The following is a 25191-nucleotide window of genomic DNA, read 5'->3' as shown; positions in this document are numbered from 1 at the left end:
AAGAAAATGTTATTATTAAATATATAATAATCCATTTTTAATTATAACGCAATGAGTATATTATGCCTCTCCATATAGGAGGTCTTATGAAGACTTTGATTCTTGCGGCGTTGCTGCTTCCGGGCGTTTCTTTTGCTTTTACACCTACTTGCCAATTGAACTCTGAAACTGTTGTTCTTGAAGATATCACTAAGCCAGGATTGGACTTAGCTGCTTATCGCTATACAGGTACGACTGCTCAAGGCACTTTCGTGAGCATCCTTTTGGTTGATGGCGCTTACGATGTTTACGCTAAAAACGGTTCATACTCTGTATCTCAAAGCCGTGTTGAAGCTCTTAACATTTCTTTGAATGTTAACGGCGAAGCTTTGACAATCGTTTGCCCTAACTAAGTTTTCTTATTTTGCTCGGTACTTCTCGGCAATCTTGTCGAGAGTGCCGTTGTTTTTCATTTCGGCCACGGCTTTATTGAGCTTGGCGATTACTGCATCTGGTGTATTCACATTGAATGCCGCCCAGTAGTCAGTGTCATACAAGAAGGCCACACGACGATACTTCAGATTCCAGAGTTGTTCGTAGATCTCTTGGCTTCCAGTTGTCATGATGTCCATTTCGATTTTCTTATCTTTGAACATTTTCATACGGGCTGCTTCATCCGCAGCGATAAAAACATCAAAGCCATTCTTTTGCAGAAACAGAACTGGTTGATCTCCGGCTTGGCCTGAAACCGAATACTTTTTCAAACTCTTAAAGTCCGCAGAGTCCTTGATGGGAGAGTCTTTGAGGACCATCAGGTAAACGCTGTCTTTAGCAATGGGGCCTACCCACTTAAACTGCTTTTCACGTTCAGGTGTGCGTGAAGTTGAGTAGACGTAGTACTTAGGAGTGTCTTTCGCTTGATTGAAAGCGCGTAACCACGGCCATAGAGTAAAAGTGGTTTTGAGTTGCGCTTTCTTGAAAGCAAGATCAATCACGTCGGTGGAATAACCAACGACCTTTTCTTTATCAAGAAAGTTAAAGGGTGGAAAGTCTTCGGTCATGCCGAAGTATTCATCGTTTGATGGTGCTGCAAAACTTGATGTCGGACTCAGGAAGAAAAATAGGGTACAAGTAATAATAAGTTTAAGCATGGGCGGCACTATAGAGGAGGTCACTCCCGAGATCAATAGTGCCGGATCTGACTAGAGAAGTTTTTCAATAATCTGCGGACGTTTGGTCAATGGCAGCGAGTAGTGTCCTTCACCGTCGAAAATCTCAAGTGTGGAATGTGGCAACATCTTGTTCATTTGCTCGGCCATTTTGTAATTAAGAATAAAATCCTGTGTTCCATGGTAGTAACTCACGGGAATTTTTGCCAATGCATCCATTTCACAATAGGCGGTGAGCCAGTCTTGGCTAAAGAGGGCTGAGTCCCACAAAATGCCCTGTGCCCCTTGGCGAATCGCATCTGTCATCGAAGCAACCATTAAATTGTAATTCTCAATGTCCTTCAAAATATTGCGATCCGTTTGATTGAGAGTGCTTAAGAAGCGCTTAATACGCTCGTGAGGACCGTGCCTGCGAAGGACTTTGTTAATGATTGGACGAAGAATAAATTCAGGAACAATTTTTCGCATGGTGAGCGCGCGCTGTTGGAATTTTCCAAAACTTTTCCAAGTGTCGGTATTCGGCGTCGCAAGTCCGCAAACAATCGTTAAAGACTGAACTTGGGTAAAGTACTCAGACGCCATAATGTGAGCCATCGGCGCTCCACCAGAGACGCCCACGACGTAAAATTCTTTTTTTCCATGAAGCTCTAAAAGCTCAATCAAGCCTTCCATGTGCTCATGCACACTCAATGCCTTCAAAGGAGAGCTACCGCCGTAACCTGGGCGATCTGCTGCGATCAAGCAGAGTTGATGTTTTTTGAGCTCGTCAGTGAGCGCGCTGCCTTGGATATTGGAGCCAGGAAATCCGTGAAAGAACAAAATAGCCGGGTGTTTGACGTCGCCCCACACACCGTAGCTCAGAGTATTGCCTTTAGAGTCTTTAAAGATTTTTTCCATAGCCTAGTTTAGAAGAAGTTTTCTGCGAAGTCTCTGCTTAGCTGAAAATTATGAAGGAATTATTGTTCCGTGTCGTGTGATGCGTACGGCATGAGTGCCGCGAATATCCGCCCATGGCTCAATATGTCCGATTCCCGAGAGAATTTCGCGCGCTTCTTGGAGCGCATCAAAACCATGATCTTCAAGACTTCTTAACAAGACGTAGGCCTGTCCCTTCGGAGAAAGAGCGCGTGCAATCGCGGTCAAGAGTGTTTTGAAATCCGAATCGATGAAAAAGCGACAACGATTTTTAAACTCAGACGGTGACATTTTGCCCTGGCCCGGACGGAAGTAAGGAGGGTTGCAAACAATCAAATCATAACGAGCTTGATAAGGTTCACTCAAAAGTTCAGCGTAGTTGATATTTAAAAACTGCAGCGACGTTTTATCTGCAGAAATATTTTGAGAATTGCGGTTGAAGTGTTCTCGGTAAATGTCTTGGACTTCGATGAAGTCAAACGATAGCGGGCTGGTTCTTAGTTCTTTTTGACAATGAAAGATGAAGTCCAAGCCGATGATTCCGCAGCCTGCGCATAAATCCAACCCCTTTAGAGAGGCGATCTCATCGGGATTGATGGCCTCGAAAACCTGACGGGCTAAAAACACCGAATCGTGGGAAAAACGGTATTCTTCCGGTTGCGAGTAGTTAAACGTGTAAAAAGGATTCACCGAGGACATGGCGAGAAGCTACTCGTTTTGTCTGGGATCTTCAATCGGATTTCTTTGGCCTGTAAGAGGGGTTTTTGCTATAAAAGAACCTCGCATTTTTTACGGAGTTATGGCTTGAAACAAACAGACTTTGCATCACTTTCTTTGTCTCAGGATTTACTAACGGTTGTTGGTGAACTGGGTTTTCAAACCATGACGTCGATTCAGGCCGAAGGCATTCCTGTTTTACTTTCAGGCAAAGATCTGATTGGTCAGTCTAAAACAGGCAGCGGAAAAACCGCGACCTTCGCATTGCCGATCCTTGAGAAAATCCAAATCCGTGACCGGGGACTCCAAGCCGTCATTTTATGTCCAACCCGTGAATTGGTTGTTCAGGTCGTAGGCGAGATCCGTAAGCTGGGACGTCGTTTAGAAGGTCTTCAAGTGTTGCCACTTGTGGGTGGGCAACCAGGACGTGAGCAGGCTGCCGTTCTTGAAAATGGTGTCCATATTGCCGTTGGAACCACAGGCCGTGTCCTAGATCATTTGCAGCGTGGGCGCATGGATTTAAGCCCTTTAAAAACTTTGGTTTTAGACGAAGCAGATAAAATGTTAGAGATGGGCTTCGAGGAAGAATTGAAAGCCATCATGAAATTCGTACCGGCAGTTCGACAGACGGTTTTGTTTTCAGCAACATTCCCGGAATCCATTCAGGATCTAAGCCGTCGTTTTCAAAAAAATCCCGTAAAGCTTGTCATTGAAGAGCCTGAAGAGGCTAAAGCGTTGATTGAGCAACTCGTCTATGAGACCGAGCCTGAAGATAAACTGAATGTTTTGATGCGCGTATTACAGCAGCATCCAGCGGAATCCACAATAGTGTTCTGTAATACCAAGGCAGCTGTGAGTGCCATTGCTGAGAAGATTGCGGCACAAAATGTGAGCTGTGCAGCTCTTCATGGGGATCTTGAACAACGCGAGCGTGAACGTGTGATGGCTCTTTTTAGAAATGGCAGTCATCGTATTTTAGTGGCTACAGATGTCGCAGCACGCGGACTTGATATTGAAAATCTAGAACTTGTCGTAAACTTCGATCTTCCGCAACAGCCAGAAGTGTATGTTCATCGTATCGGTCGCACGGGTCGTGCTGGTAAAACAGGCACGGCTGTTTCTTTGGCGAGTCCTCGCGAAGCTCTTCGTATCGTCGAGCTTGAGCGCTTCGTGAAGGCCAAGTTTGTGAAGCCGTCTTTAGGGTTTAAAAACCAGCATGGGCTTGGTAAAAGTCAACGAGAGTCTCGCATGCAAACCCTGTCTATTTCAGGGGGGCGCAAAGATAAACTACGCCCAGGCGATATTTTAGGGGCTCTGACGGGCGAGTCTGGCGGTTTGAGTTCCTCTGATGTGGGTAAAATCGAAATCCACGATCATTTCGCATATGTAGCGATTTCCGCCACCGTTGCGCAGCAGGCTTTTGATCAGCTCCGCGAGGGCCGCATTAAAGGCAAAAAGTTTCAAATTAAATTCGTGAAGTAGGTTTACAATCTATCCGCTTTCGGGCATCCTGCTTGATGGCCTTTAACGTCAAGGCCTGAAGGGCTTTGAGTGTTTTTGATCCCCATGTCTTTGTTTAATATTTCTCAGTTACGTGACCCCAGCGAACGGGTTCCGCTCGGCGAGCGCATCCCTTACGAACAGGGTTTAAAGCTGATTGAGGGCGGGGGATTTGAAGGCTATGAGCTTCATGCGTCGCCGGAAGGACATTTGCAGTCCCAGATTTTCTGGCACGACGATGAAGTTAAAAAGCGCGTGGTGGTGAAGATTCTTGAAGAAAAACCCCACGGTCCGTTGGCATTTTCTTGCTCGGCTTGTGTCGTCGCTGGTCGCCAGGCGCAAAGCTGTTCTCATCAGTGGGCATCTTATGTGCTCTTGTGGCAAGCTGCCCAGTCTGATACTTCGGAAATTCAACATCCAGAACTTAAAAAGTTCTCAGAAGAGCTGAAAGGCCCGCAGTTTTTAGGGGCTTTGGATGATGTTCGTAGTCCGTTTGCGGAGTTTGATGAAGTTACCCTAGATTCAATGAGTTTGTTTTTAGAAGAGCCGCCGTTATTGAAGGGCCCCGCTCTTGGGACTTTGTTAAATCATAACTTTAGCAAATATAAAAACCAAGACTTCGCCAAAGACAAAGAGCTTCTTTCTCCGAGGCTTTGGAATTTGCCAGAAGTTTTCCGTAAAAAACTTTCGGCATACTCGGAACATTACTTTAACGAAGTGAACAATCAAAACCGCATTGCCGGGATGCTTGCATACAACTTCAGTAATGGTATGCAGATCAATTCTCGCGATATTCTTCGTCATCCACTCCATAAAAAAGTTCCGGGGGAACTGCTTCCGCAAGGAAAGACCCAAGGATCTGTTTTTGCTCAGTGGCCTTTGACTCCGCAAAGCACGAACACCTTTGTCAGTCACGCCTTGCAAGAGCTCGAAGAGATCGTGCAGGCACTACTAGCGAATGTTGCCAAATTTCAACGCCAGAAAAAGATCGAGCTTTATTTGCAAACTAAGAATCAATCTGGAAAGGCTTTGAAGATTCAAGCGATCGAGTTTGAGCCTTCTCAAGAAGTCGACTGGCGTGTCGAGTTTGTAGAGCGTAAAGAACTGGAATCTGAATTCCGTCTCATGAGCTTCCGTAAAACGCCGATGTATTTCTTTGAGTCCTATGCGGTGGAAGCGACCGAAGGGGTTATCGTAGTACACCCATGGCTTCGCGAGTTCAGTCTTTTGCAAGAAACCCTTTCGGGACTTTCCAACGATTTGATGTTGCAAATCCGAGAGATGCCCGTTGTCGATGTTCTGGGTGAGCTTGAAACAAAAATGGTTTTAAAATACCTCCGCGGACGCGCTATTCCTGTGAAAATCTCGGGCGAGTCTCGAACCCTGAGTGCCCAACAAAGCCAAACGGAAATCCGTATGGATGAAAACGGTGGCTTCTATGTTCAGCATGAAGCTCGGGTTCAAGGACAGAAAAATCTGGTACGTAAGGGCTGGACGACAAAGTCAGCACTTTATTTGCAAACTCTTTCTCAAGGCCTGCCGTTTTTATTAAATACAGAAGCCAAAGAAATCGCCACTCGTTCGCGCAGTAAGCGTGAGTGGGATATGAAGATTTTGAAACACCTTGGAATATTACAATACGTGTATTTCGAGGTTCTTTCGTGGCACTTCCAGGGCGAACTCAGCGATGGCCGGATTGTCGGCAAAGAAGAAATCTTTAGCTCGCTTCATGAACGCGTACAGAGTTTATTGATTGCTGGGAGTGGTGGGATCTTTGTTAAAGATGTGCCATTGACAGAGCTTTGCTCGAAGTCGGTGTTAGCGTGCTTTGAAGATTTTGTGAATCTCAGCCTGAAAGCGGTGTCTGTTCAGGAATCATTCTATTCTGAACATGGCGAAGTTATTATGGAAGGCGTCGTTGAGCGTGAGTTCCAGCTGTTGTTTGAGCTTTTGAAACGCCTAGTGGTCGTGTCTAATGGGGAGGTCTTTAAAAGATCTCGTACGTCAATTCTTTCTAAAATTTCTAAAGACAGTTCGGATGATGATTTGCGCCTTGCGCGTTCGACCTTCTTTTTCCCAAGCGGTGACACACAAAGTACTTCCAGTGTGCAGTCTACGATCGAGGCCTTGCAGCCTTTGATTCCAAAGGGATTTAAAGTTTACTTCAAGGATCAGGCTCTGCAAGAACTTGAGGAAGATGAGTTCCATGTTGATTTCCTATTACAGAGTGAATCTGACGACCGTTCCTACAATTGGTTTGAACTCAATCCGAAGTTCTTCCTACGTGGCGAAGAAGTGGATCCAGATCGTTTCTTAAGTTTGGGCCGCGGTGGAGTGATCGAATACGAAGGAAAGTTGTTCCTGGTTCCGCAAAAACAAATGCCATCTTTGCGTCGACTCGAGTTTTTCTGGCAAAAGCTGCAAAAGGGAAAAGTCGAGTCCTCGAAAAAGAAAAATGGCGAACGCGTTTTTCAATTGCCACGTCATCAGACCTTAGAACTATTGGCGCTTAGAGCGTCAGGAGTTCAAATTCGTGGTGATCACGAGTGGAATGAGCTTTGTGAGTTCTATGACGGTTTAGGAAGTGCTAAGCGTGACCTGAGCCTGCCAAAATCCATGAAGGCAGAATTGAAGCCATACCAATTCAACGGTGTGAAGTGGCTGCAAGATCTTTATCGGTTGCGCTTAGGCGCATTGCTTGCAGACGACATGGGTTTAGGTAAAACGCTTCAGACTTTGGCCTTTTTAGATGATCTTCGCGATAAGGGCGAACTTGGTCAGGTCTTAATCGTAGTTCCTTCGTCATTGATCTTTAACTGGCAGCATGAAGTGCAGAAGTTTACGCCAGACCTGCCATTAACGGTGTTTTCGAATAAAGACCGGGATGTGATTGGTAAAAAGCTTGGTCATAAAGAAGATTGCGTTGTTATTACGACGTACGGGCTTTTGATGGAGCATGAAGACTTCCTGAATCAGTTTAAATGGAAAGTCGTAATCTTTGATGAAGCTCAGAATTTAAAGAACATTACCACCAAGCGAACAAGTGCAGCGCGCTCTTTGACCGCGCAGTTTAAAATTTGCCTAACGGGTACTCCGATGGAGAATCACTATGGCGAGTTCTATTCTTTAGTGGATATTCTTGTGCCGGGAAGCCTTGGGCGTATCGAGGACTTCCGTCGTCAGTTCGTGAATACAGAAATGGTTACACGAGAAGAAATGCAGGATTTAAAACTTAAAATTAAGCCGTTGCTTCTTCGTCGTACGAAAAAAGAAATTCTGGATCAGTTGCCAGAAAAACAGGAAACCAAAGTCAGTATCGCGTTTGAAGACCGCCAAAAAGAAATCTATCGTGATATTGCCATGTCTTATAACCATCGCGTGAAAGAGGCCATGGCCGTTCAGGGCGAGGCGAGCGTGCAGTTGCAAATGTTAACGGCGCTTTTGCGCCTTCGCCAAGCGTGTTCGGACCCAGCGGCGTTACCAAATGTTCGCTACGATAAAGTACCACCAAAGTTAGAAGCATTGATGGATTCTTTGCAAGAGATTGTCGAGTCGGGTGAAAGTGCTTTGGTCTTTACTCAGTTCTTACAGACATTGCAACACACGGCAGAGCTTCTTAAGAATTCTGGTATTCCAGTCTTTGTATTGCACGGTGGAATTCCAACCAAGCAAAGACAGAAAATTTTAGCAGAATTTAATAATACCCCTGGCGGCGCTGTTCTTGTGATGACGCTGAAAACGGGCGGTGTGGGTTTGAATTTGACTAAGGCAAGTTACGTCTTTCACTTGGAACCTTGGTGGAATCCTTCCGTTGAGAATCAAGCGACAGATCGTGCGCATCGCTTAGGACAAACGAAAGCGGTGCAAGTTTTCAGATACATTATGCATGAATCTCTAGAGGAAAAGATTGAGTTGTTAAAGGATCGTAAAGATCGCAAATTTCAATCATTATTTACGACGACCGAGAAGGAAGTCGAAGTGGGGGCGGGCGGTTCTGCATTGTCCAAAGACGATTTTGATCTTCTATTGGGGATTAAATAGCTTTCCAGAAGATAAATATATACATGTGAAATTAGGATGACGACACTTCCTAAATAATTCTCAAATGAGAGATGAATTTTTTCTTTTTCGAGACAAGCTTGAATCATGTTCATTTTTGATTGCCTTGCTGCGGAGCTATTAAAGATATTCAGTCTATGACTAGGTTCGATCTGTTATTTTTGGGGGTTAAATGAGTTCCCATCCGCAAAATCCCAAGAATAGAATCTTTCAGGTAGTGAAAGATCTTATAAGAAAAAAAACGGTGCCAAACGTTTCGGCTGGAGCGGAGACCGTTGCCGATGCTTATTTGCCTCGGGACCGTGCTTTGATTGAGTTTGCATTTGACGCCTTCATTGGTATGGACACAAGCGGCAGAATCATTGACTGGAATCGCCAGGCAGAAAAAACATTCGGTTGGAAACGCGATGAAGTCCTTGGAGCAATTCTTAGTGATGTCGTGATCCCCGAGAACTTTCGAGAAGCCCACCGTCGTGGCTTAGAAAAGTTTTTAGAGACAGGATCTGGTCCTGTTTTGAATAGGCGCATGGAGGTCACCGCTTTGCATCGCCTTGGACATGAAGTGCCCGTAGAGCTCACAATCTATCCCATTCAACAAGGGGATGAAGTTATCTTTGGCGCTTTTTTGCATGACATCAGCGAGCAAAAACTAAACGCGCAGTTGCAAGACACTCAGTTGCGAGTCACAGAAGCACTTACTAAATATGGAAACCTACAAGATGTTATTCCTGAGTTGCTTGAGCGCATCTGTAAAGGGATGTCGTGGAGTGTTGGCGAATTTTGGTTAAATGATTCTGGGGATGGCGAAGGACTTCGATGTGCCGGAATGTGGGGCGCCCCTGAAATTCAGGGAATGGATTTTTTGAACATCACTAAAATGAGTCGATTTCCTAAAGGCGTAGGAATCCCAGGTCGCGTTTGGGAGAGTGGCGAACCACAATGGATCGAAGATATTTCACAAGACGATAATTTTCCACGCAAGAAAGAAGCCGACAGCGCTGGAATTAGAAGCTCGTTGGCTTTTCCTTTAAAAACCTCGGGAAGTGTCTTGGGAGTGATGGCGTTTTATAGTTCCAAAATTAACACTTTCGATGCACGCTTAGCGTCTTTGGTTGCAGATATTGGTAACTATGTAGGTCTTTTCATTCAAAGAAAACAGGCCGAAGAAAAGCTTACGCGTTTGTATTCAGAGCTCGAGGTTAAGATTGCCGAGCGTACAAAAGATCTGGAAACTGCTTACGAGCAAGCAACGGCTGCGAATCGCCTTAAAGATGAGTTCCTAGCGACAGTTTCGCACGAGTTGCGGACTCCGCTCGGGGTCATACTTGGTTATACAGAGCTGATTTTAGAAACTCCGATGTCGGAAGATGAAAAAGTAGAGGCTTTGCAAACCATTCGTCGCAGCGGAAAAACACAAATACAAATCATTAGTGATCTTTTGGACGTCTCGCGAATTATCACGGGAAAAATGCAACTGGACATCGATCGTGTCGATCTTAGAGCCAGTATTGATTCTGCTGTCGATACGATTAGTATGGCCGCTTCGGCAAAACACATCGAGATTAGCACTGACATTGATCCCACTGTCGGCGCTATTCGTGGTGACGCCGATCGGTTGCAGCAAATTTTATGGAACCTTTTGACCAATGCTGTGAAGTTCACGCCCAAACATGGGCATGTGCAGATTAATTTAAAGGGAGCCCCCTCTAAAGCGGTGATTGAAGTTATTGATAACGGAAAAGGTATTGAACCTAAATTCTTGCCTTACGTATTTGAAAGGTTCACTCAAGAGGATGCTTCGACCACTCGCAGATACGGAGGCCTCGGTTTAGGATTGGCGATTGTACGTCATCTGGTCGAGGCGCACGGTGGTACGGTAGAAGTCGAGAGTGACGGGGCTGGGTTTGGAACTAAGTTTATTCTGCGATTCCCGTTGATGGCATTCCGAGACATGAAGTCGGGTAAAGAAAGATCCTACTTCGGCGTGCCTGAATACATTTTGGAAAAACCTCTGACAGGTCTACAAATTCTTGCGGTCGAAGATGATTCGGACACCCGGGATATGATTGGTAAAATATTAACCAATGCAGGAGCAAAACCGGTATTGGCAGGAACCGTGAAAGAGGGATTCAAATATTTCCGCGAGAAAAAACCAGACCTGATTCTAAGTGATATCTCTATGCCAGAACAAGATGGCTATGAATTCATTTCGATGGTGCGAAGTCTTCCACCAGAGCGAGGAGGGCAAGTTCCCGCAATCGCCTTTACGGCGCATGCTCGTCAGGAAGAAAAGAATATGATGCTCTCGGAGGGTTTTGATTTGCAAATTTCAAAACCTGTCGAAGCCGGAGAGCTTGTCGCCAAAATTAAGAAAGTAATCGAATCCACAAGCTCTCGTCGTGTCGTTTAGGGCTTATTTGGTCCAAATTGCTCCGAAACGTGATCCATTCCCATAGCCTTGAACTTTCCAAAGTCGATAACCTTGTTGCCCACTATAAAGATCGAATTTTTGCTGATAATCGGCCGGAGACATATTAAACCACGTCACCCAAGCGCCGGGCTTTTGCATCCAGACTCCGCCGTAGCGTTCACCCCAGGGAAGTGCGGCCGCATTGAAGCTTGTCGTGCGCCAGCCTTGGTTCCAGAGCTCACGGAACTTCAGATCAAACTCGCTTTGAGTTAAGTTGTACCAAAGATAAAATCCTTGGCCGTCTTTAACAAAGTTCACACCGTGGCGTCGTTCACTGCCGATGGTATAACCGACATAATCTTCCACGCGATAACCTTGGCGAACGACAAGATCATCCCACATGGATTTAAACTGAGCATCATTGAGATTCACCCAAGTTGCGTACCCTTCGTTGCCGCGTCTTTGCCAGATCACAGTAAAGCGTGGAGTGCCGTCGCTAGCAGAGAGAACTTGGATTTCTCGAGGTCGCATGCCCTGTCTATTGTAAACTGTAAACCAATAGCTGAGCTCATCGGTTGTTAGATAGCCTCTCACAGCCCATGGGCCTTTCACGCTGTCATGGAAGGCTCCGGCGGCTAAGACTTGACCGCGTTTGGCATACAGACTGAGAGTCTGAGGCCCCAGCCCCATATTGGGATAATAGCTAAAGTAGAACTTGTACAAATCCCAGCCGATGTTGTGGAAGTTTGGAAAGTAGGGAGCAAAGAAGCGAGGATACTCGATATCTTTCATGAGGTCATAACAACCGGTGTTGGCTTTGGCGTAGACGCCATATGCATCGACAAAAACCCATTCACCCGCAGTTTTAGGATTTTCGACAGACAACATAAAGTGCAAGTGATTGTTAGCACGTGTTGTATCTGACGGAGTGCCGTCATTATTAAGCCCAGCACCTGCGCCACCAGGACCCGTGTTTCCGGAGCGTGCCAGGAATTGACCGGTGTTCACCCAGTCACCAACGTTGACGGCAATCGTATGAGATTCCTCGCCCCAATAGAGTTTGTTGGAATTGTTCTTTGCATAGCGTGCGTATTTGGCGACGTTGTCATTGCCATCGGGATCGCTGGGAACAATGGCTTTGGCTGCATTTCTATCGTGCGTATAGCCATCGCGCAGATGCATATAGATGCTGCGGTATTTGGTGCCGTCGCCTGCGGTATGTTCAATCACAAGAAGATTGCCATGCCAGTTGTCCCAAGTTTTTGTCACGACTCGGCCTGCGGCAATAGCGCGGACTTCGAAACTGACATCCGTATTTGCGGTGACAGAGCTTCGCTGCCAGTCGATGCCAGAGTGATCGCCACCACCATCGTAGGTCCATCCTTGAGTCATCGAAATGATGCTTTCTTCAAAAGGAAGAAAGAAGGGCATATGTGCGAACAGAGGCTTTGCCCAATTGCGCGCATCAGTTTCATTTCCGAAAACAGTTTGAGGACCTCGGTAGGTAACATCTTTCCCAGTGTGGCCATCATAAAATGTGTAATCGCAGCAAGTGCTGGCAACTTTAGGCGTTGTGCAAACTGCGGACTGAGCAGGAAGAGTAAAAAGTATTAGTAGCAAAAGCAAAATAGCAAGGATGCCAGAATTGATGTTCATGGCTCGCCCTCCTTATAATTTGTGATGAGTATAATTCTCTGCTGAGATTCTAAAAAAACTGAAATCGTCTTTTGCCCCTCTTTATGGAAGAAGTGACGAATGTCGATTGCTTTTGGTGATTGGCAAAGGTCTTAGATAATTCTTGTCAGCGTAAGGCCACTTAGTTTGTGATGTCGCTAGCTTCGAGGTTTTATGAGAGGAGTTTTTTATGGGAGTTTGCGAGACCTGTGGTAACAATTATCCAAAAACATTTAAAATTCAAATACAGAGCGAAAGTCATGAATTTGATTGTTTTGAATGTGCCATTCAAGCCTTAGCTCCGACATGTATGCATTGTGGTTGTCGTGTTATAGGTCACGGAGTTGAGAGTGGTGACAGGATTTTTTGCTGCCATCACTGCCAACACGCCGTCGAAGGGCAAACCTACGCGGAAGAGTCTTTGCCGATATAATTTAGCCAATCTTTTCTGAGATTGGAAAGAACTGAAGGTTTAGGCGATAAACCTTGGCGGATTCGTCTTTGTCGCTCAGCTCAACTTGTTTAAATATGGCATGCGCAAAATCGTTAATCAGTTTTTCTGCAAGGGCAATTTGCGGCTGACTTAGCGTCAGTAAGAGGCTGCGAAATTTTCTTTCTTCAAATGGAAGGTCATGTGCTTTGCGAGCTTGATCCAAACCTTCTAAGTGGAACCTCTTTAGAAAGTTGAGGCCCGGAGTTTCGGGAACTTTAAAATGATTCTCTTTGGTTTTATAGCAAATTTCCTGACGATCATTGAGTTGGCTATGAAGCAGTCCCATCTTGGTTAAGACGACGATGGCATTTTGGATCTGGATATCATTAGACATGAGAGTTTTAGCAATAACAGAAATGTCGGAACTTGCTTTTTCATAACTGAAATAAGTAAAGACCACGGGAATTAAGGGATCTTCCAGAAAGGTCCCCAAGTCTTCAATAACAATACTGCCGACATGAGCATTCCATTTTTTGGCGAGCTCTTTGCCGTAGATTTCTTTAAGTCCTTTTTCTTCAGTAAAACTATATTGGAATAGAACATGGGCGTATTGAACCTCATCAGGGCTCAATTTTAATTTTTGAATGATTGTTTTAAAGACAGGTGCAGTGAGGGTTCGTTTTCGAAGAACGACCAATCTTAAAAACGAACGACTCTTAATACCGAGTTCAGAGGCCCAAGATTCATATGAAAAATCACGTTCCGTGAGTTTGCGGAATTGATAGAGGTCCCGCAGATAAAGATGAATATCCAGATATTCAAGTAAAGCGGGCCGTGACTTGATGTGAGTATTTTTCATAAAGTCATGCTAGCAAATCCTCTTGATACGCCTAGTCCAGTTTCCTGTGTTCACCGTGAACTCAAGAGTAGAAATTTTGAATTTTTTGTCTCTGCTGCATAAGTTCTTGCCACTCCTACATCGCTTATATATTCAAAGGCAGCTTTTGATGGGTGGCGAGTTTCTTGCTCTATCTTCTCTTGACACCATTCTTGGCTACCGCGCTCCGGGGCGAAATCTCGGAATTTTCAATTTAAGGAGCTCATTATGAAATCAATTATTTTATCAGTTGTTATCGTTCTCTCTGGCTTGTCCGCGTTTGCGGAGGGCGGGGGAGACCTTGGTTCTTCTAATGCAGACTTGCCGTCGTATGTGGAAGGTTGCAAAAAGGTAGCAATTCTAAAGCTTGAAGCTCAAGCGGCTAAGTATGGAGCGACTCTCGATCTAGAGACCGTACAAGTAGCTGATATTGATGACCGTGTTTTAAATCCATGGAAGTATGTATGGTTTATTGCTTTGGGTCGCGGAGGCGAGGGCGGAGGAGTGATCCAGCTTGAGGCTATGACGCAAAAGCCGCCTTTTCAAAAGTGTTTCTAAGAGTTCAATCGCTTAAAGAAAAGAGAAACCCCTTAAGAGAACACTTAAGGGGTTTTTTATATTTAGTACTTACGGCAAATAGTGATATCACGCCCTAAACCCCAACGGGCCTCGAAGTTATGATTTGGGTTATTAGAAACATTTCCTTTCATCAGTTGCAGAGCAAACTCATAGAGGGAAATAGTTCTTCCAGATGAAATGCGAATATCTGGACAACGATCCAAATAGGATTTCAATTTTTTGAGTTTTTGAGTTTTTGTAAACCCTTTGGCATTCGCCGCATCCATAATTTGAAACAGAGATTCTTTGATGCGGTTGTCACGCGATGGTGTTGAATAAGCCTCGTAATCACCTTGGTCCATGCAGGCACCATCAAGGTGGCGACGTCTTTCTTCGCCATCAGCCACGATATCTACACGGGCGTTAACAAGGCCGCAGACGTCATCTGCCTGGCGTTCAATGCTTTCCTCTTTGCTTTCTTCACGAAGAGCTAAACGTTTTTGCACATCGCGGGTCCAGGTGCGGATATGTCGACTGTCGCCCCCTTCGCTGCCAAGAGTGTTGTACTGCTCCAAAGAATAACCAGGAATGCTGGACTTTGAGCGGCCATAGTAGTCCGCCGGAATCCAATTGCGCAGTCCCGTCGTGGTTTCGACAGGCATAAAGACAAGACTTGAAGTGGTGTGCATTTGACGAACGGCCTTAGGCACCGTTGAGCCGATAAGATAGATAACGCCGGTGTCAGACACACTTTTAACGAGTTCTGCGTGTCCTGGATCTTGTCCAGCGCCGCCACGAACAATACGGTCGATGATGCTTGCGGCGTTTTGGCGAGGACGGGTCCAAACGGTTCCGGCACGCACATATTCACGATTAATTTTTACCGGGTAGGTGTCATCAGGAAGAGTTTTTGTGCTCGTCGCCTGGCCAACAAAGACGATAAATTTACGAACACGCTTCAGCGAGTCTGAAATATCATCGAAGCGGGACATCTTATTAGTGATGCGACTTCCGCCGCCGGTAGAATCACGGATAACAAATGGCAATTTGTGTTCATAAGCGAAGATCACGCGGGCTGCGTAGACCGCATCAGAGCAATCTGTTGAGATGTCTTTATAAGGACCCGAGACAAAGATCTCTTCATTGAACGAGTTGCGAACCCATTCGGAGTATTTTTTCTCCCAACTGGAGTCCCAACTTTGGGTTTCTTGCCAAACTGCGGCTTTTGCCGAAGTCATTCCAAGGAAAGCCGTCACTATGATGAATCTAAAGATGTGCATTCTCATGATAGAGTCCTTCTGAAAAGTGTTAATAGTGCCTAGAAAAATGCCAGAGGCTTCTTGAAAAAACAAAGCGCTCTCTGAAATCAGAAAGCGCTTATGGGAAAATACATAGACTTTAGAAGAAGATGTGACGAAAGGCCTTCGTCTATTTCTTAGGGGCGGTCTCTAGCAAATCGTAGAAGGTTTTTCGAAGCGCTGGAAAATCCCGGGAAGCCTTAGCAGCAACGTCTTCTGCCGTGGTGATCTTGGAGTCCGCGATGAGGAGTTGTAAATATGTCTGATAGCATTCGGCATCGGCATAGTTATTTATCAAAAGCTTGCGTCCAAGTTCGATGGCCTGAGCTCGTGTCTGAGTGCGAGTGCTGATAAGGAAAACCAAAGAACTATGTTCTTTGCTGCCGACTTGTCCCTTGGGAAAACGTTGAAGAATCTTCTGAGCGTGCTGGGGCCCCTTGTCTTTGGTTTTCAGAAGAGCGCGTACAGCTTTATCGATATATTCAACTTCAGGTCCCAAAACTTGAACGCCGAGCTCAAAACACTCTGCGGCTTTGTCAATTTCATTGCGATTGATCTGAAATCTTCCAGCAGCAAGGAGGGCCGCAGAGAATACTTTGCGAAGCTCTGGAGTCACGTTGTCTAAAGTCAGAAATATACTGTAATATTTTGGAACTTCTTCTAAATGGCCCGAGAAAACCGCCGAGATAAAAAGATTTCCAAGGCGTTTGGCGCCAATCGGGTAGTTGTTCAGAATTGTCGGAGCTAAGTGATAAGCCGATGCATAAGCTTTTTGATCAAAAAGAGCGTCGAAGCTGCCAGTTAAACATTTGAAATGAAGGGGCTGAATTGCCAAGCCCTTCTTAAATTCATCGACGGCCATCGGATAGTTGTTCTGACAAACCTTGGTGTAGCCCATGTAATAGCGAGCGAGGGTTGGTTTCTTCTCGAGAGGCACCGCCGATAAAAAGTAATTTTCGGCTTCGTTCAGGCGTTTTTCGATCAACATCTGCTTTCCGGCACGGATGTTTTTGATGTAGTCACTGGGATTCACCTTGCGACGAATGATGTCTTTCAGTCTTTCTGAGACTTGCCCCCCTTGGAAGGGCTTCACGATATAGTCATCCACAAGTTCTTCGGCTGCTTCCGCGATCGAAACTCCAGAGTTGTTGTGAGAAATGATGACAGAGATTTTGTTCGCGCTTTGGGCATTGAGCTGATTGATCAATTCAAGGCCGGATTTTCCTTCGACAGAGTACTCCGTAATCAGAATATCTGGTTTTTTAGTCGCAATAATATTCTGAGCGTCGGCGTATTTTTTTGCAGAGTAGATTTTGTCTTCAGCACAGCCCAAGGCTTTAAGGCTTGCCGTTATACCATGAATGTAAGATGCCGAGTGGTCGACAACTAAGGCGGATAGATTAGTCACTATTCTAAGTCCCTCATGGCACGGAATAAACGATCCACGTCGTACTGAGTTCGTTCAATAGCACGACGGAAGTCACCCCAAAGGTTGGTATCAAAGCGGTGCATTTCGACGGTGAACATCCCAAGGTTGTCGCCAACATCAAGAAAGCTCGAGATGCGTCCTGTTGCAGAGAATTTTTGTTTTTCGTTCTGAAAAAAGAGAACTCCGCTGACCTCGACCAATTGCCCAAGGGCACAGGTTTTGTGGGGAGCTTCAAACGACACGTGACGATCATCGATTTCAACGGCTTCCATGGGGCTAGATGCGAGAGATTTTAAGAGTGGAAATTCCGTGGTGAGGTTTTGAAGGCGCTGGATTTCAAAATAGTTTTTATTTGAATTCATTTTGGCACCTCTTTAACCACTATTTAACAACATCTTCGCTAGCTCCTCCAGGAAACGAGCTGAGTTCTAGACAATGGTGATAAAAGAAATCAGGGACACTCGATAAGGTCGGTAAAGAAAAAATCGAGCGTAACGTTTTTATTGTGACCATATTCTCAGAACAAAATGTGGAGCACTGTCCCTTGAAACTCCCTTGATCCTGAAAGAAAAAAGAACGTATGGGCATCACAGAACTTGAAATCATAGACACTCTAGAGGGAACCGGCAAAGCTGCTACAAAAGGCGCGTTGCTGATTGTGCAATACGAAGGTTTTTTAGAGGACGGAACTAAGTTTGATTCCTCTTACGATCATGGTCGTCCTTTTCAATTCGTGATTGGTTCTGGCCGCGTGATCAAAGGTTGGGATCAGGGGCTGATGGGAATGAAAGAGGGCGGAAAACGCACCTTACGTGTTCCAGCTCAGTTGGGGTACGGGGAACGTCAAAAGGGGTTAATTACTCCTCATTCGAACCTGATTTTCCACGTCGAAATGCTCGAGGTTCGTCCTCGCGAGTGACAAAATAGGGGGCCAGTCTAAGGCTTAGGCGGTTTTAGTCCCTTAAAACGAATAAAACAGCGAATACATTGGAATATTTCTCGCACAAGAGCCCTCTAGGATAGTTTCCGGAGGTCTTCATGCTGGCTCGATTTCTAATACTTAGCTCCGTTCTTTTAGGAATGGGGACGTCGTATGCCGGTACGCTCAAATGCGTTGGTAAAGGCGAGAGCCTATTTACGAATCTTAGTATCGAGACCTCCAATCCGCTCAAAGGTTCCGCAACGAGCTTAAAAGGCCGAATAAAATTTGTGAACTCTCTTAAGACTCAGTTTTCTGGCGAGTTTGTCGATGCAGAACTGAGTTTCGAAAATCTAAGTTCTATGGAAGTGACAGACGAAGAACTACAGATCAATCTCAACTGGGAGTCTTCAGTCACGGAAGTGGTGCCACGTAAGATTATCTACTTCGTTACTTTTAGCTTTCCTTTGCAAGAGAAGACCTCTGAGAATGTTTATGTCGGTAGAGGCACGCTCTTGAAATACTTTGATCAAGTTGAGGGCAATACGATATCGGGCCGATTCCTAACGCCAACTACCACTTGTGAATTCCAACCAGGGACCGGTGAGTTATGAAATACCTCTTAGCCTTGGCATTTTTAATTCTTGGTTTTGCAGCTGTTTCTGAAGCGGGGGCGCTAAAGCCCTTTGTCTCTGATGGTTGCAGTTCTTCGCCGGATGGTTTTGTGCCCGGAGTAGAACTTCTCGAGTGTTGCCTTGCCCATGATGTTGAGTACTGGAAGGGCGGCACTTTTGAGGAAAAAGAAAAGGCCGATGCCGATTTTAAAATGTGCTTGGATAAGAAAACACTTCCTGTGATCGCAGATGCCTATTATGAATCTGTTAAAGTTGGTGGGCTTACAGAATTAAAAGCACCTTGGGCCTGGGGATACGGCTGGGCACCACTTAGAGACTACGCGCCTTTGACGGAAGGCGAAAAAAGAGAAGTTCAAGAAAAGCATCCGAACTTTTCAATTCCTTTGCCGCTCGTGAAGACTTACGAATTGGAAGAACCTCGTATTGCCTTGATCAAATTTAATTTAAAATTGAAACATGGTTTTACGCCGTCTGACGTTAGCAGTATTTATCGTGTTGTCGAAATGAACCGCGGAAAAATGAATGCGGTGGCAGATGTTCCTTCCGATAATAAATATTTTCAAGCAATGAGCGATGCGTGTCCGCAGGGGTTCTACTTGGTGGATGCAACGGATTTCTTTACAAAGGGAACGATGAGTGTTCATGCTTATGGCTCTTGCCCTAAACTTCCAACTTACACGACAACGCTGTCTATAAAGTGGGATTTTAGCAACAAATAACTAAATTGCTGTTTCCGTCGCAATTCTTAGATCTTCACAGAAAAGAGAGACTGGCAGGGCTGTGTCGGATTATAATATCGACGTGAAAAGCCTGTCTATTCTTCTGTTATCTGCCCTTACATACCATTTGTTTTTAGCGACCGATGCGCTAGCTGCTGAGAAGACTCGCTTTGGTCTGAGCGCCAGCCATGCGCCGCCATTGCTATATAGATTTGAAAATCAAAATATGCCGATTGCCACGGGTGGGTTTTTGTATGAAGTCTCTATAGCCATTGCTGAAGAGCTGAAGGTGGATTACACGACCGTGATCATTCCCCGCGGACGAACCCCGCAAGAGCTAACCAGTGGCAATATGGACGTCCTCTGCCATACAAGCACCGCTTGGAATCCTCCGTACAAAAACACCGTCAATTGGAGCAAGCCTCTTTATACTTACAAAAAAGTGTTGGTCAGCAAAAAGGATATTCCATTTTCCCGTCCTGAGCAGATTCAAAACATCACGATTGGGACGCTCGAAGACTTCGTTTACCCTGATTTAGAAAAGCGTTTTTCTGATAAGGTTCTTTTTCGTGATGATGCCCCGTCGGTGACGGCCAATATTGCAAAACTCAACGGCGGTCGGCTCGACTACATTATTATGAGCGAAATGGAGTTTCCGTTTCATAAGTCGACAAATCCGGGTCTTAAGCGCAGCTCGTTTGTTCTAGACACCATGGACATCCGCTGTGCGCTTTCACGAAAATCATCTTTATCTATTGAAAAACTAAACAGTGCGATTGATCGCCTGAAAACCAAGGGCACAATACAAAAGATTTTTAATCGGTACGCGAATTCAAAACGTTTTCCTAGACCCGTTGTCTATGGCCTTAATAACAACGATTCACCGCCATTTATAATTTCTGATACCAGCACCGAGTCTCCGACAATTCGAGGAGGCGTCTTTTTTGATCTGGCCTTAGAAGTTGGAAAGCATCTGCACAGACCTCTGGTTTTTGCGCTCTTACCGCGCAGTCGCCTGCATACAGATTTAGCAGAAGGTAAGATTGATATGATTTGTTTCGACAACGAGATCTGGTCGGGGCCTCTGGCGAAGAGTTTTTATTGGAGCTCTCCGATATTTAGGCAAAGTGATCATATTGTTAGCGTTAAGAGTATGACTGAAGAGACAAATATAAATTCCTTGAAAGACCTTAAAGGAAAAATAGTGGGTACGACGTTGAACTTTGTATACCCAAGTTTGGATCCATTCTTTAAAGATGGCTCTGTGATCCGCGAAGATGCAGATTCTGGTTTGGCGAATGTCACGAAACTGAGTCTTGATCGAGTACAGTACATTGTTCTGAATAGACTTGAGTTTGACTACTACAAAAAGTCGAACCCACGATTGCAAAAAGCGCCAATGGATATTGATCCCATCGATGTGAAGTGCGCGATTTCCCGCCGTTCGGACCTGAAACTTCGCGACCTGAATGCCGCAATTCTTGAAATGAAGAAAAGCGGACGTATGGAAAAAGTCTTTACTCAGTAGGAACTTAGAATTTGTAGGTCACGACTAGGTAGTGACCAAAACCTGTGGTGTCGCCAGCGACCCCACCACTTTGTACAAGCCCCATATCTTTGTAGTATTTCAGCCCATAGCCAGCGGCATAGTGCACACTATGCCAGTACAGGCCATTGTACCATTCAATGGATGAGTCCGAATAAAATGGGTCGCTTGAAATTTTTGTCGCGCCAAAGGTGTAATCGAAATATCCCTGGTAGGTCAGATAGGTTTTGTCAGCAAAAGTGTAGAATGACTTAAACCACGCAATATCCAAGAGAACTCCGTCCCATTTGTTCTCGTTAGCAGCACCGAAGTTTTCACGCACATAGCGGGCCATTAGATTTGCGACAGTTTTTCCGAACCAAGGTATTTCTACGTCCGTTCCAATCCCCACATATTGTTGAAAGAGGGCGCGGTCTCCGACGATGAACATGCTGGCTAAATACCATTCTTTGATAGGTCCTAAAGATAGATCCGATTTTGCCATGCCATCGATTGAAAATCTTGGAACGAATTTTAAGAACAAATTGTCTTCGTTGTGGAGGTCACTATTAGGCGTATTCAATACATCAAAGACATCTAGAAAACCATAGGCATCAAAAACCCCAGAGCGTCCGCCAAACTCCATTTCAAAGAAGGTGTCTTTTTTGTTGTTAAACGGAAGTTTGTTGTCGAAGCTTTGGTAGAGGTTGAATTGGAACCATTTGTAATCGTTCTTGCGAATATTGCCGTCGGAATAGTCTGCGGCCAGGGCCTTCGGACTCATTAAGAGAAGAAATAGCGATGTAATGCATCTTAGTACTGTCATGGACCCTCAGAGCTGTTGGGTGAAGATAGCAAGGTTCCATCTCTTTTTTGTGACGATAGGGAGCATTTTTTATTACAAGATTGTGGAGTGATATTCGGTTCATGGATCACCACCGTTCAAAAAACCAGATTACAGCCGTCTCAGACTGGGAAAGTGACCGCAATAAAAATGGAGAGTTACCGATACCTTAGTAGACTGAAAAGATATTAGGTGAACCAACAGGGGGAATGGGTGGGCACTTTTCATTTCTTTAAGAAATATCGGCAACATATTTTGTTCTATGTCCTGCCTAGCAGTTTAGTTTTGCTATTCGGATTTCAGAACTGTGGGCGCGGTTTCTCGGCTGATGAGTTCTCATCGACGAGCCTTAATAGTATCTCTGGCGGAATCAGCGACAAAGTTTGTGTTTCTACATCCCCGGTAGGACAAGCTTTAGTTCGAAAGCTTAATCGCGCAGAGTTAAATTTTTCACTTCAAGATCTTTTAGAGGTTACTGGCGATTATACGGTCGGTATTGCGCCAGATGCTTCGGATGTCAGTGGTTTCACAAACAACGCGGAAAACCTACAGCTGGATTCAGACTATGTGTACGCATTGATGAACATGACTGAAAAAGCGGTAGGCGACGCGCTTAAGAAAACAAATTCACCGTATCTTCAGTGTGCAGCAGGACAGAACGCCGCATGTGCCAAACAAAAGCTTTCTGAGCTTGGTAAAAAGGCCTACCGCCGTCCTATCACGACTGCTGAAGAAACTCTTTTGATGGATATCTTCAATAAAAGCCAGGCGCAGAGCTTGAGTTTCCAAGACTCTTTAGGTTTTGCAATGCAACGGGTTTTTATGTCGCCCGTGTTTTTGTATCGCAGCTCTTATTCAGGCATAGTGACTGCTCGAGGAGTTAAGTTGAGCTCTCATGAGCTTGCAACGCGCCTTGCGTACTTCTTGTGGAGTAGTGTGCCGGATGCGGAGTTATTAGCAGCAGCGGATAGCAATCAATTAAGCACACCTGAACAGATTCAAGTTCAAGTGAAGCGTCTGATGGCAAGTCCTAAGGCGGATCGATTCATTCGTAATTTCACTCGTGAGTGGCTTGGAATGCAGAAGCTTCAGGCAGCCGTACGTACGGGGCTGACTGACGATTTAAAGAAAGACATGCAAGAAGAGACCGAGCGTTTGATGTTAGCAGTTGCGCGCGAAGATCGCAGTGCGCTGGATATTATCAACGCCGATTTTAGCTACATCAATGCAAACCTGGCAACTTTGTATGGCATTAGTGGTGTGGCAGGGACTGACTTCCGTAAAGTCGAATTCAGCCCATTGCAAGTCCCACGTCGCGGACTTTTAACTCAAGGGTCGTTGCTGACGATCACGTCTTCACCGACCGAAACCAAGCCGGTGGCTCGTGGAAGTCAGATTCTGAATGGTATTACGTGCAATCCTCCGCCACCATTTCCAGATGGTCTGACGGTGACTCCGCTTGCGGATAGTCCTAATAGCAACTTAACAATCACAGAGCGCATGGCAGAACACAGAAAAGTCGGAACCAGTTGCTATAACTGTCATAAAGAGATGGACCCTGTTGGCTTGGGACTTGAGAATTACGATCAGATCGGTCGATTCCGTACAACTTACGCAAGCAGTGGCAATCCGGTCGATGCGACGGGCTCTATCCGCAATGTCGCTTTCCAAGGTGGAATGCAGCTTGTGGATATTTTGGCTCAGCAAAATGATTTCAAACGTTGCCTTACAAAAAAACTGATGACTTATGCCATTGGCCGCTCGATGACGACGGCTGACCAGTGTGCGATTCAAACAATTGGCGATGACTTCGTTGCTCAGAAAAGAACTTTCTCGGATTTGATTGCGGCGATCGTGATGTCAGAACAGTTTCTTTACAATCAAACTAGCAGTCGGGGAGAATAACATGTCAGGCTTTAAAATGAACCGCAGACATTTTCTAAAAGGCGTGGGTGTCACCATGGCTTTACCGATGTTGGAAGCAATGATTCCTTGCCGAGCCTTTGCTGCTGGGCCCGCACAACGCTTTGTCTCGATTTACTTTGCAAACGGCATTATGTGGAACGGAGCCGCAGGTTCCACTTACAATAACTGGGAGTGTTCAGGCACCGAGACCAACTTTACGTTATCTCGTGCTTTGATGCCGCTTAACGCTTATAAATCTTCTCTGACCGTCGTTCACAACTTGCGTAACCTTGCCGCAGAGGAAGGTATGCGTGTCGATAGTACGACGGCTCACTGGCTGTCGACTTCGTCGTTTTTGACGGGACAGCGCTATGAAACAGAAACGCATGCAACGAAACTGCGTTATGCAGGTTCGTCGTTAGATCAGTTAATTGGAGCGAATACGCCAAACAAATTTAAAAGCTTGGTGATTGGGAATAACTATACTACGGAACACTCGGGCGATTCTCGTGGCGCCGCTGAACTTTTGAATCAGATTTCATGGAAGTCACAAACAGAGCAAGTGCCGCGTTTAATGACCTCGAAAGCGGTTTTTGATCGCTTGTTTGCAGGTGGGTTGCCGAATACGACGACAACTCAACCGGATACTGCTGCTCAGAAGCGGTCCCAAATGAAGTTGAGTGTTGTGGATGCCGTGCGTGAGGATGCAAAACGTCTGATCACAAAACTTGGTACGGCGGATCGCCAAAAACTCGATCAATATTTAACTTCGGTGAATGAACTTGAAAAGCGTATTCAGTCGGAATCTACTCCGACAACAACGACGACCGTGGCATGTTCAACATTGCCAACGGGTGGTAGTTTCCAAACGGATACGAACGCATTTAATACGAAAATGATTCCGGAGCGCTCACGCAATATGATGGATATGATGATTATCGCATTCCAATGTGATCTGACTCGTGTCGTGACTTTCATGCTCGAGAATGAGCATAGCGAATTGGCATCGTCTTCAGTTAATTATACGGGGTTGGATCTTTCCCATCACACATCATCGCACTATCTCGATGATCCCGCTAAACATGTGCCTGTGAAAGAGTATTTTGGTCAGTGGCAAACCAATCAGGTAGCTTACTTGATTAATAAACTTCAAAGCACAGCTGACAGTGTGAATACTGGAAGTTTGTACGATAATACTTTGATCATGGCGGGCTCGGGCATGGGAGATTCTCATGCGCATAGCTTTAGCAACCTACCAATGATTCTGGCGGGACGCGGAGCAGGGCACATCGGTGGCAGACTTCTTCGTTACAATGGTCAGTCTTATTCGAACTTCTTGGCGACTCTTGCGCAGAAATTCGGACTACCAGCACAGATGGGACTCAGTACTGGGACCCTTGCGAATCTGTTTTAATTTTTTTGAATCCAAAATTAAGTGGCCTGAGTCGCCTTGCTGCCAGGAGCCTTTTTAGGCTCTTTATCATCCTCCGTGTGTCTTCCTGTATCGGCAGAATGTTGGCTGCTATGGGCACGTTGGCGCTGTTCTTTAATATCACCATCAAATTTTTTACTGGTTTGGCTAAAACCCTTGTGTTTGTTATGACCGCGAGACATAGAAACCTCCCG

22 protein-coding genes are annotated in these 25191 nt (G+C 45.4%); 12 read left to right on the top strand and 10 right to left on the bottom strand.

All coding sequences use genetic code 11. The features are described 5' to 3' along the window. The first annotated feature begins 86 nt into the window (after nt 1-86). The gene (locus tag ACLWBB_RS11585; protein WP_413287675.1) at nt 87-392 is read left to right on the top strand and encodes a hypothetical protein; all 306 of its coding nucleotides are present in this window, start codon (nt 87-89) and stop codon (nt 390-392) included. A gap of 6 nt (nt 393-398) precedes the next feature. On the opposite strand, the gene ACLWBB_RS11580 is transcribed toward ACLWBB_RS11585, so the two are convergent. Genes ACLWBB_RS11580 through ACLWBB_RS11570 form a run of 3 tightly spaced genes read right to left on the bottom strand, consistent with a single transcriptional unit; the run spans nt 399 to nt 2762 of the window. Beyond that, on the bottom strand, nt 399-1130 hold the full coding sequence (locus tag ACLWBB_RS11580; RefSeq protein WP_413287674.1) for a substrate-binding periplasmic protein: 732 nt from the start codon (nt 1128-1130) through the stop codon (nt 399-401). A gap of 51 nt (nt 1131-1181) precedes the next feature. Beyond that, nucleotides 1182-2045, bottom strand: coding sequence for an alpha/beta fold hydrolase (locus ACLWBB_RS11575; protein WP_413287673.1), 864 nt, complete (start codon nt 2043-2045; stop codon nt 1182-1184). A 48-nt stretch (nt 2046-2093) separates the two neighbouring features. Further along, nucleotides 2094-2762 carry a methyltransferase gene (locus ACLWBB_RS11570; RefSeq protein ID WP_413287672.1) on the bottom strand — a complete coding sequence of 223 codons (669 nt, stop codon included), beginning with the start codon at nt 2760-2762 and terminating at the stop codon, nt 2094-2096. Nucleotides 2763-2867: 105 nt separating this feature from the next. Here ACLWBB_RS11570 and dbpA point away from each other — a divergent pair, with 105 nt between their 5' ends. The 3 genes from dbpA to ACLWBB_RS11555 all read left to right on the top strand — a co-directional run bounded on the left by dbpA (nt 2868) and on the right by ACLWBB_RS11555 (nt 10749). Next, entirely contained in the window at nt 2868-4262 is a 1395-nt protein-coding gene (gene dbpA, locus ACLWBB_RS11565; RefSeq protein ID WP_413287671.1) for an ATP-dependent RNA helicase DbpA, read from the top strand. A gap of 84 nt (nt 4263-4346) precedes the next feature. Beyond that, the gene (locus ACLWBB_RS11560) at nt 4347-8321 is read left to right on the top strand and encodes a DEAD/DEAH box helicase (RefSeq protein ID WP_413287670.1); all 3975 of its coding nucleotides are present in this window, start codon (nt 4347-4349) and stop codon (nt 8319-8321) included. Nucleotides 8322-8511: 190 nt separating this feature from the next. Continuing rightward, complete coding sequence (locus tag ACLWBB_RS11555) at nt 8512-10749, top strand: ATP-binding protein (RefSeq protein WP_413287669.1); 2238 nt, start codon at nt 8512-8514, stop codon at nt 10747-10749. Between the two features lie 3 nt (nt 10750-10752). Here the strand turns inward: ACLWBB_RS11555 and ACLWBB_RS11550 are convergent, their stop codons facing one another. Then, nucleotides 10753-12405 (bottom strand): hypothetical protein, encoded by a 1653-nt coding sequence (locus ACLWBB_RS11550; RefSeq protein WP_413287668.1) that lies wholly within the window; start codon nt 12403-12405, stop codon nt 10753-10755. Nucleotides 12406-12613: 208 nt separating this feature from the next. Between ACLWBB_RS11550 and ACLWBB_RS11545 the strand changes: the two genes are divergently transcribed. Continuing rightward, nucleotides 12614-12856, top strand: a complete 243-nt coding sequence (locus ACLWBB_RS11545; RefSeq protein ID WP_413287667.1) for a hypothetical protein — start codon at nt 12614-12616, stop codon at nt 12854-12856. A 1-nt stretch (nt 12857) separates the two neighbouring features. On the opposite strand, the gene ACLWBB_RS11540 is transcribed toward ACLWBB_RS11545, so the two are convergent. Further along, nucleotides 12858-13715 (bottom strand): TIGR02147 family protein, encoded by an 858-nt coding sequence (locus ACLWBB_RS11540; RefSeq protein WP_413287666.1) that lies wholly within the window; start codon nt 13713-13715, stop codon nt 12858-12860. Between the two features lie 246 nt (nt 13716-13961). Here ACLWBB_RS11540 and ACLWBB_RS11535 point away from each other — a divergent pair, with 246 nt between their 5' ends. Beyond that, nucleotides 13962-14291, top strand: a complete 330-nt coding sequence (locus ACLWBB_RS11535) for a hypothetical protein (protein ID WP_413287665.1) — start codon at nt 13962-13964, stop codon at nt 14289-14291. A gap of 62 nt (nt 14292-14353) precedes the next feature. Here the strand turns inward: ACLWBB_RS11535 and ACLWBB_RS11530 are convergent, their stop codons facing one another. From ACLWBB_RS11530 to ACLWBB_RS11520, 3 genes are all read right to left on the bottom strand, one after another. Beyond that, nucleotides 14354-15577, bottom strand: coding sequence for a hypothetical protein (locus ACLWBB_RS11530; RefSeq protein ID WP_413287664.1), 1224 nt, complete (start codon nt 15575-15577; stop codon nt 14354-14356). 142 nt (nt 15578-15719) lie between these two features. Further along, on the bottom strand, nt 15720-16997 hold the full coding sequence (locus tag ACLWBB_RS11525; protein ID WP_413287663.1) for a response regulator: 1278 nt from the start codon (nt 16995-16997) through the stop codon (nt 15720-15722). Further along, entirely contained in the window at nt 16997-17380 is a 384-nt protein-coding gene (locus tag ACLWBB_RS11520; RefSeq protein ID WP_413287662.1) for a hypothetical protein, read from the bottom strand. Before ACLWBB_RS11520 ends, ACLWBB_RS11525 begins: the two co-directional genes overlap by 1 nt. A gap of 218 nt (nt 17381-17598) precedes the next feature. Here ACLWBB_RS11520 and ACLWBB_RS11515 point away from each other — a divergent pair, with 218 nt between their 5' ends. The 4 genes from ACLWBB_RS11515 (at nt 17599) to ACLWBB_RS11500 (ending at nt 20819) form a co-directional block, all read left to right on the top strand. Further along, nucleotides 17599-17937, top strand: a complete 339-nt coding sequence (locus ACLWBB_RS11515; RefSeq protein ID WP_413287661.1) for an FKBP-type peptidyl-prolyl cis-trans isomerase — start codon at nt 17599-17601, stop codon at nt 17935-17937. A gap of 119 nt (nt 17938-18056) precedes the next feature. Beyond that, complete coding sequence (locus ACLWBB_RS11510) at nt 18057-18551, top strand: hypothetical protein (protein ID WP_413287659.1); 495 nt, start codon at nt 18057-18059, stop codon at nt 18549-18551. Then, nucleotides 18548-19291 carry a hypothetical protein gene (locus tag ACLWBB_RS11505; RefSeq protein ID WP_413287658.1) on the top strand — a complete coding sequence of 248 codons (744 nt, stop codon included), beginning with the start codon at nt 18548-18550 and terminating at the stop codon, nt 19289-19291. The genes ACLWBB_RS11510 and ACLWBB_RS11505 overlap by 4 nt, the downstream gene beginning before the upstream one ends. A gap of 61 nt (nt 19292-19352) precedes the next feature. Beyond that, the gene (locus ACLWBB_RS11500) at nt 19353-20819 is read left to right on the top strand and encodes a substrate-binding periplasmic protein (RefSeq protein ID WP_413287657.1); all 1467 of its coding nucleotides are present in this window, start codon (nt 19353-19355) and stop codon (nt 20817-20819) included. A 4-nt stretch (nt 20820-20823) separates the two neighbouring features. Here ACLWBB_RS11500 and ACLWBB_RS11495 read toward each other — a convergent pair whose 3' ends face one another. Next, nucleotides 20824-21642, bottom strand: a complete 819-nt coding sequence (locus ACLWBB_RS11495; RefSeq protein WP_413287656.1) for an outer membrane protein OmpK — start codon at nt 21640-21642, stop codon at nt 20824-20826. Nucleotides 21643-21873: 231 nt separating this feature from the next. Here ACLWBB_RS11495 and ACLWBB_RS11490 point away from each other — a divergent pair, with 231 nt between their 5' ends. Beyond that, a complete protein-coding gene (locus ACLWBB_RS11490) occupies nt 21874-23565 on the top strand; it encodes a DUF1592 domain-containing protein (protein ID WP_413287655.1) in 1692 nt (563 codons plus the stop codon). Nucleotide 23566: 1 nt separating this feature from the next. Beyond that, nucleotides 23567-24979: a DUF1552 domain-containing protein gene (locus tag ACLWBB_RS11485; RefSeq protein WP_413287654.1), complete on the top strand. Its 1413-nt coding sequence runs from the start codon at nt 23567-23569 to the stop codon at nt 24977-24979. A 17-nt stretch (nt 24980-24996) separates the two neighbouring features. Here ACLWBB_RS11485 and ACLWBB_RS11480 read toward each other — a convergent pair whose 3' ends face one another. Further along, nucleotides 24997-25179 carry a hypothetical protein gene (locus ACLWBB_RS11480; protein WP_413287653.1) on the bottom strand — a complete coding sequence of 61 codons (183 nt, stop codon included), beginning with the start codon at nt 25177-25179 and terminating at the stop codon, nt 24997-24999. Nucleotides 25180-25191: the final 12 nt, after the last annotated feature.

Origin of the sequence: Bdellovibrio sp. HCB337, assembly GCF_047302465.1 — a bacterium.
Classification (GTDB): Bacteria; Bdellovibrionota; Bdellovibrionia; order Bdellovibrionales; family Bdellovibrionaceae; genus JACMRP01.
Note: the sequence above shows the minus strand (reverse complement) of the source record. Positions and strands in the feature narration are given on the sequence as shown.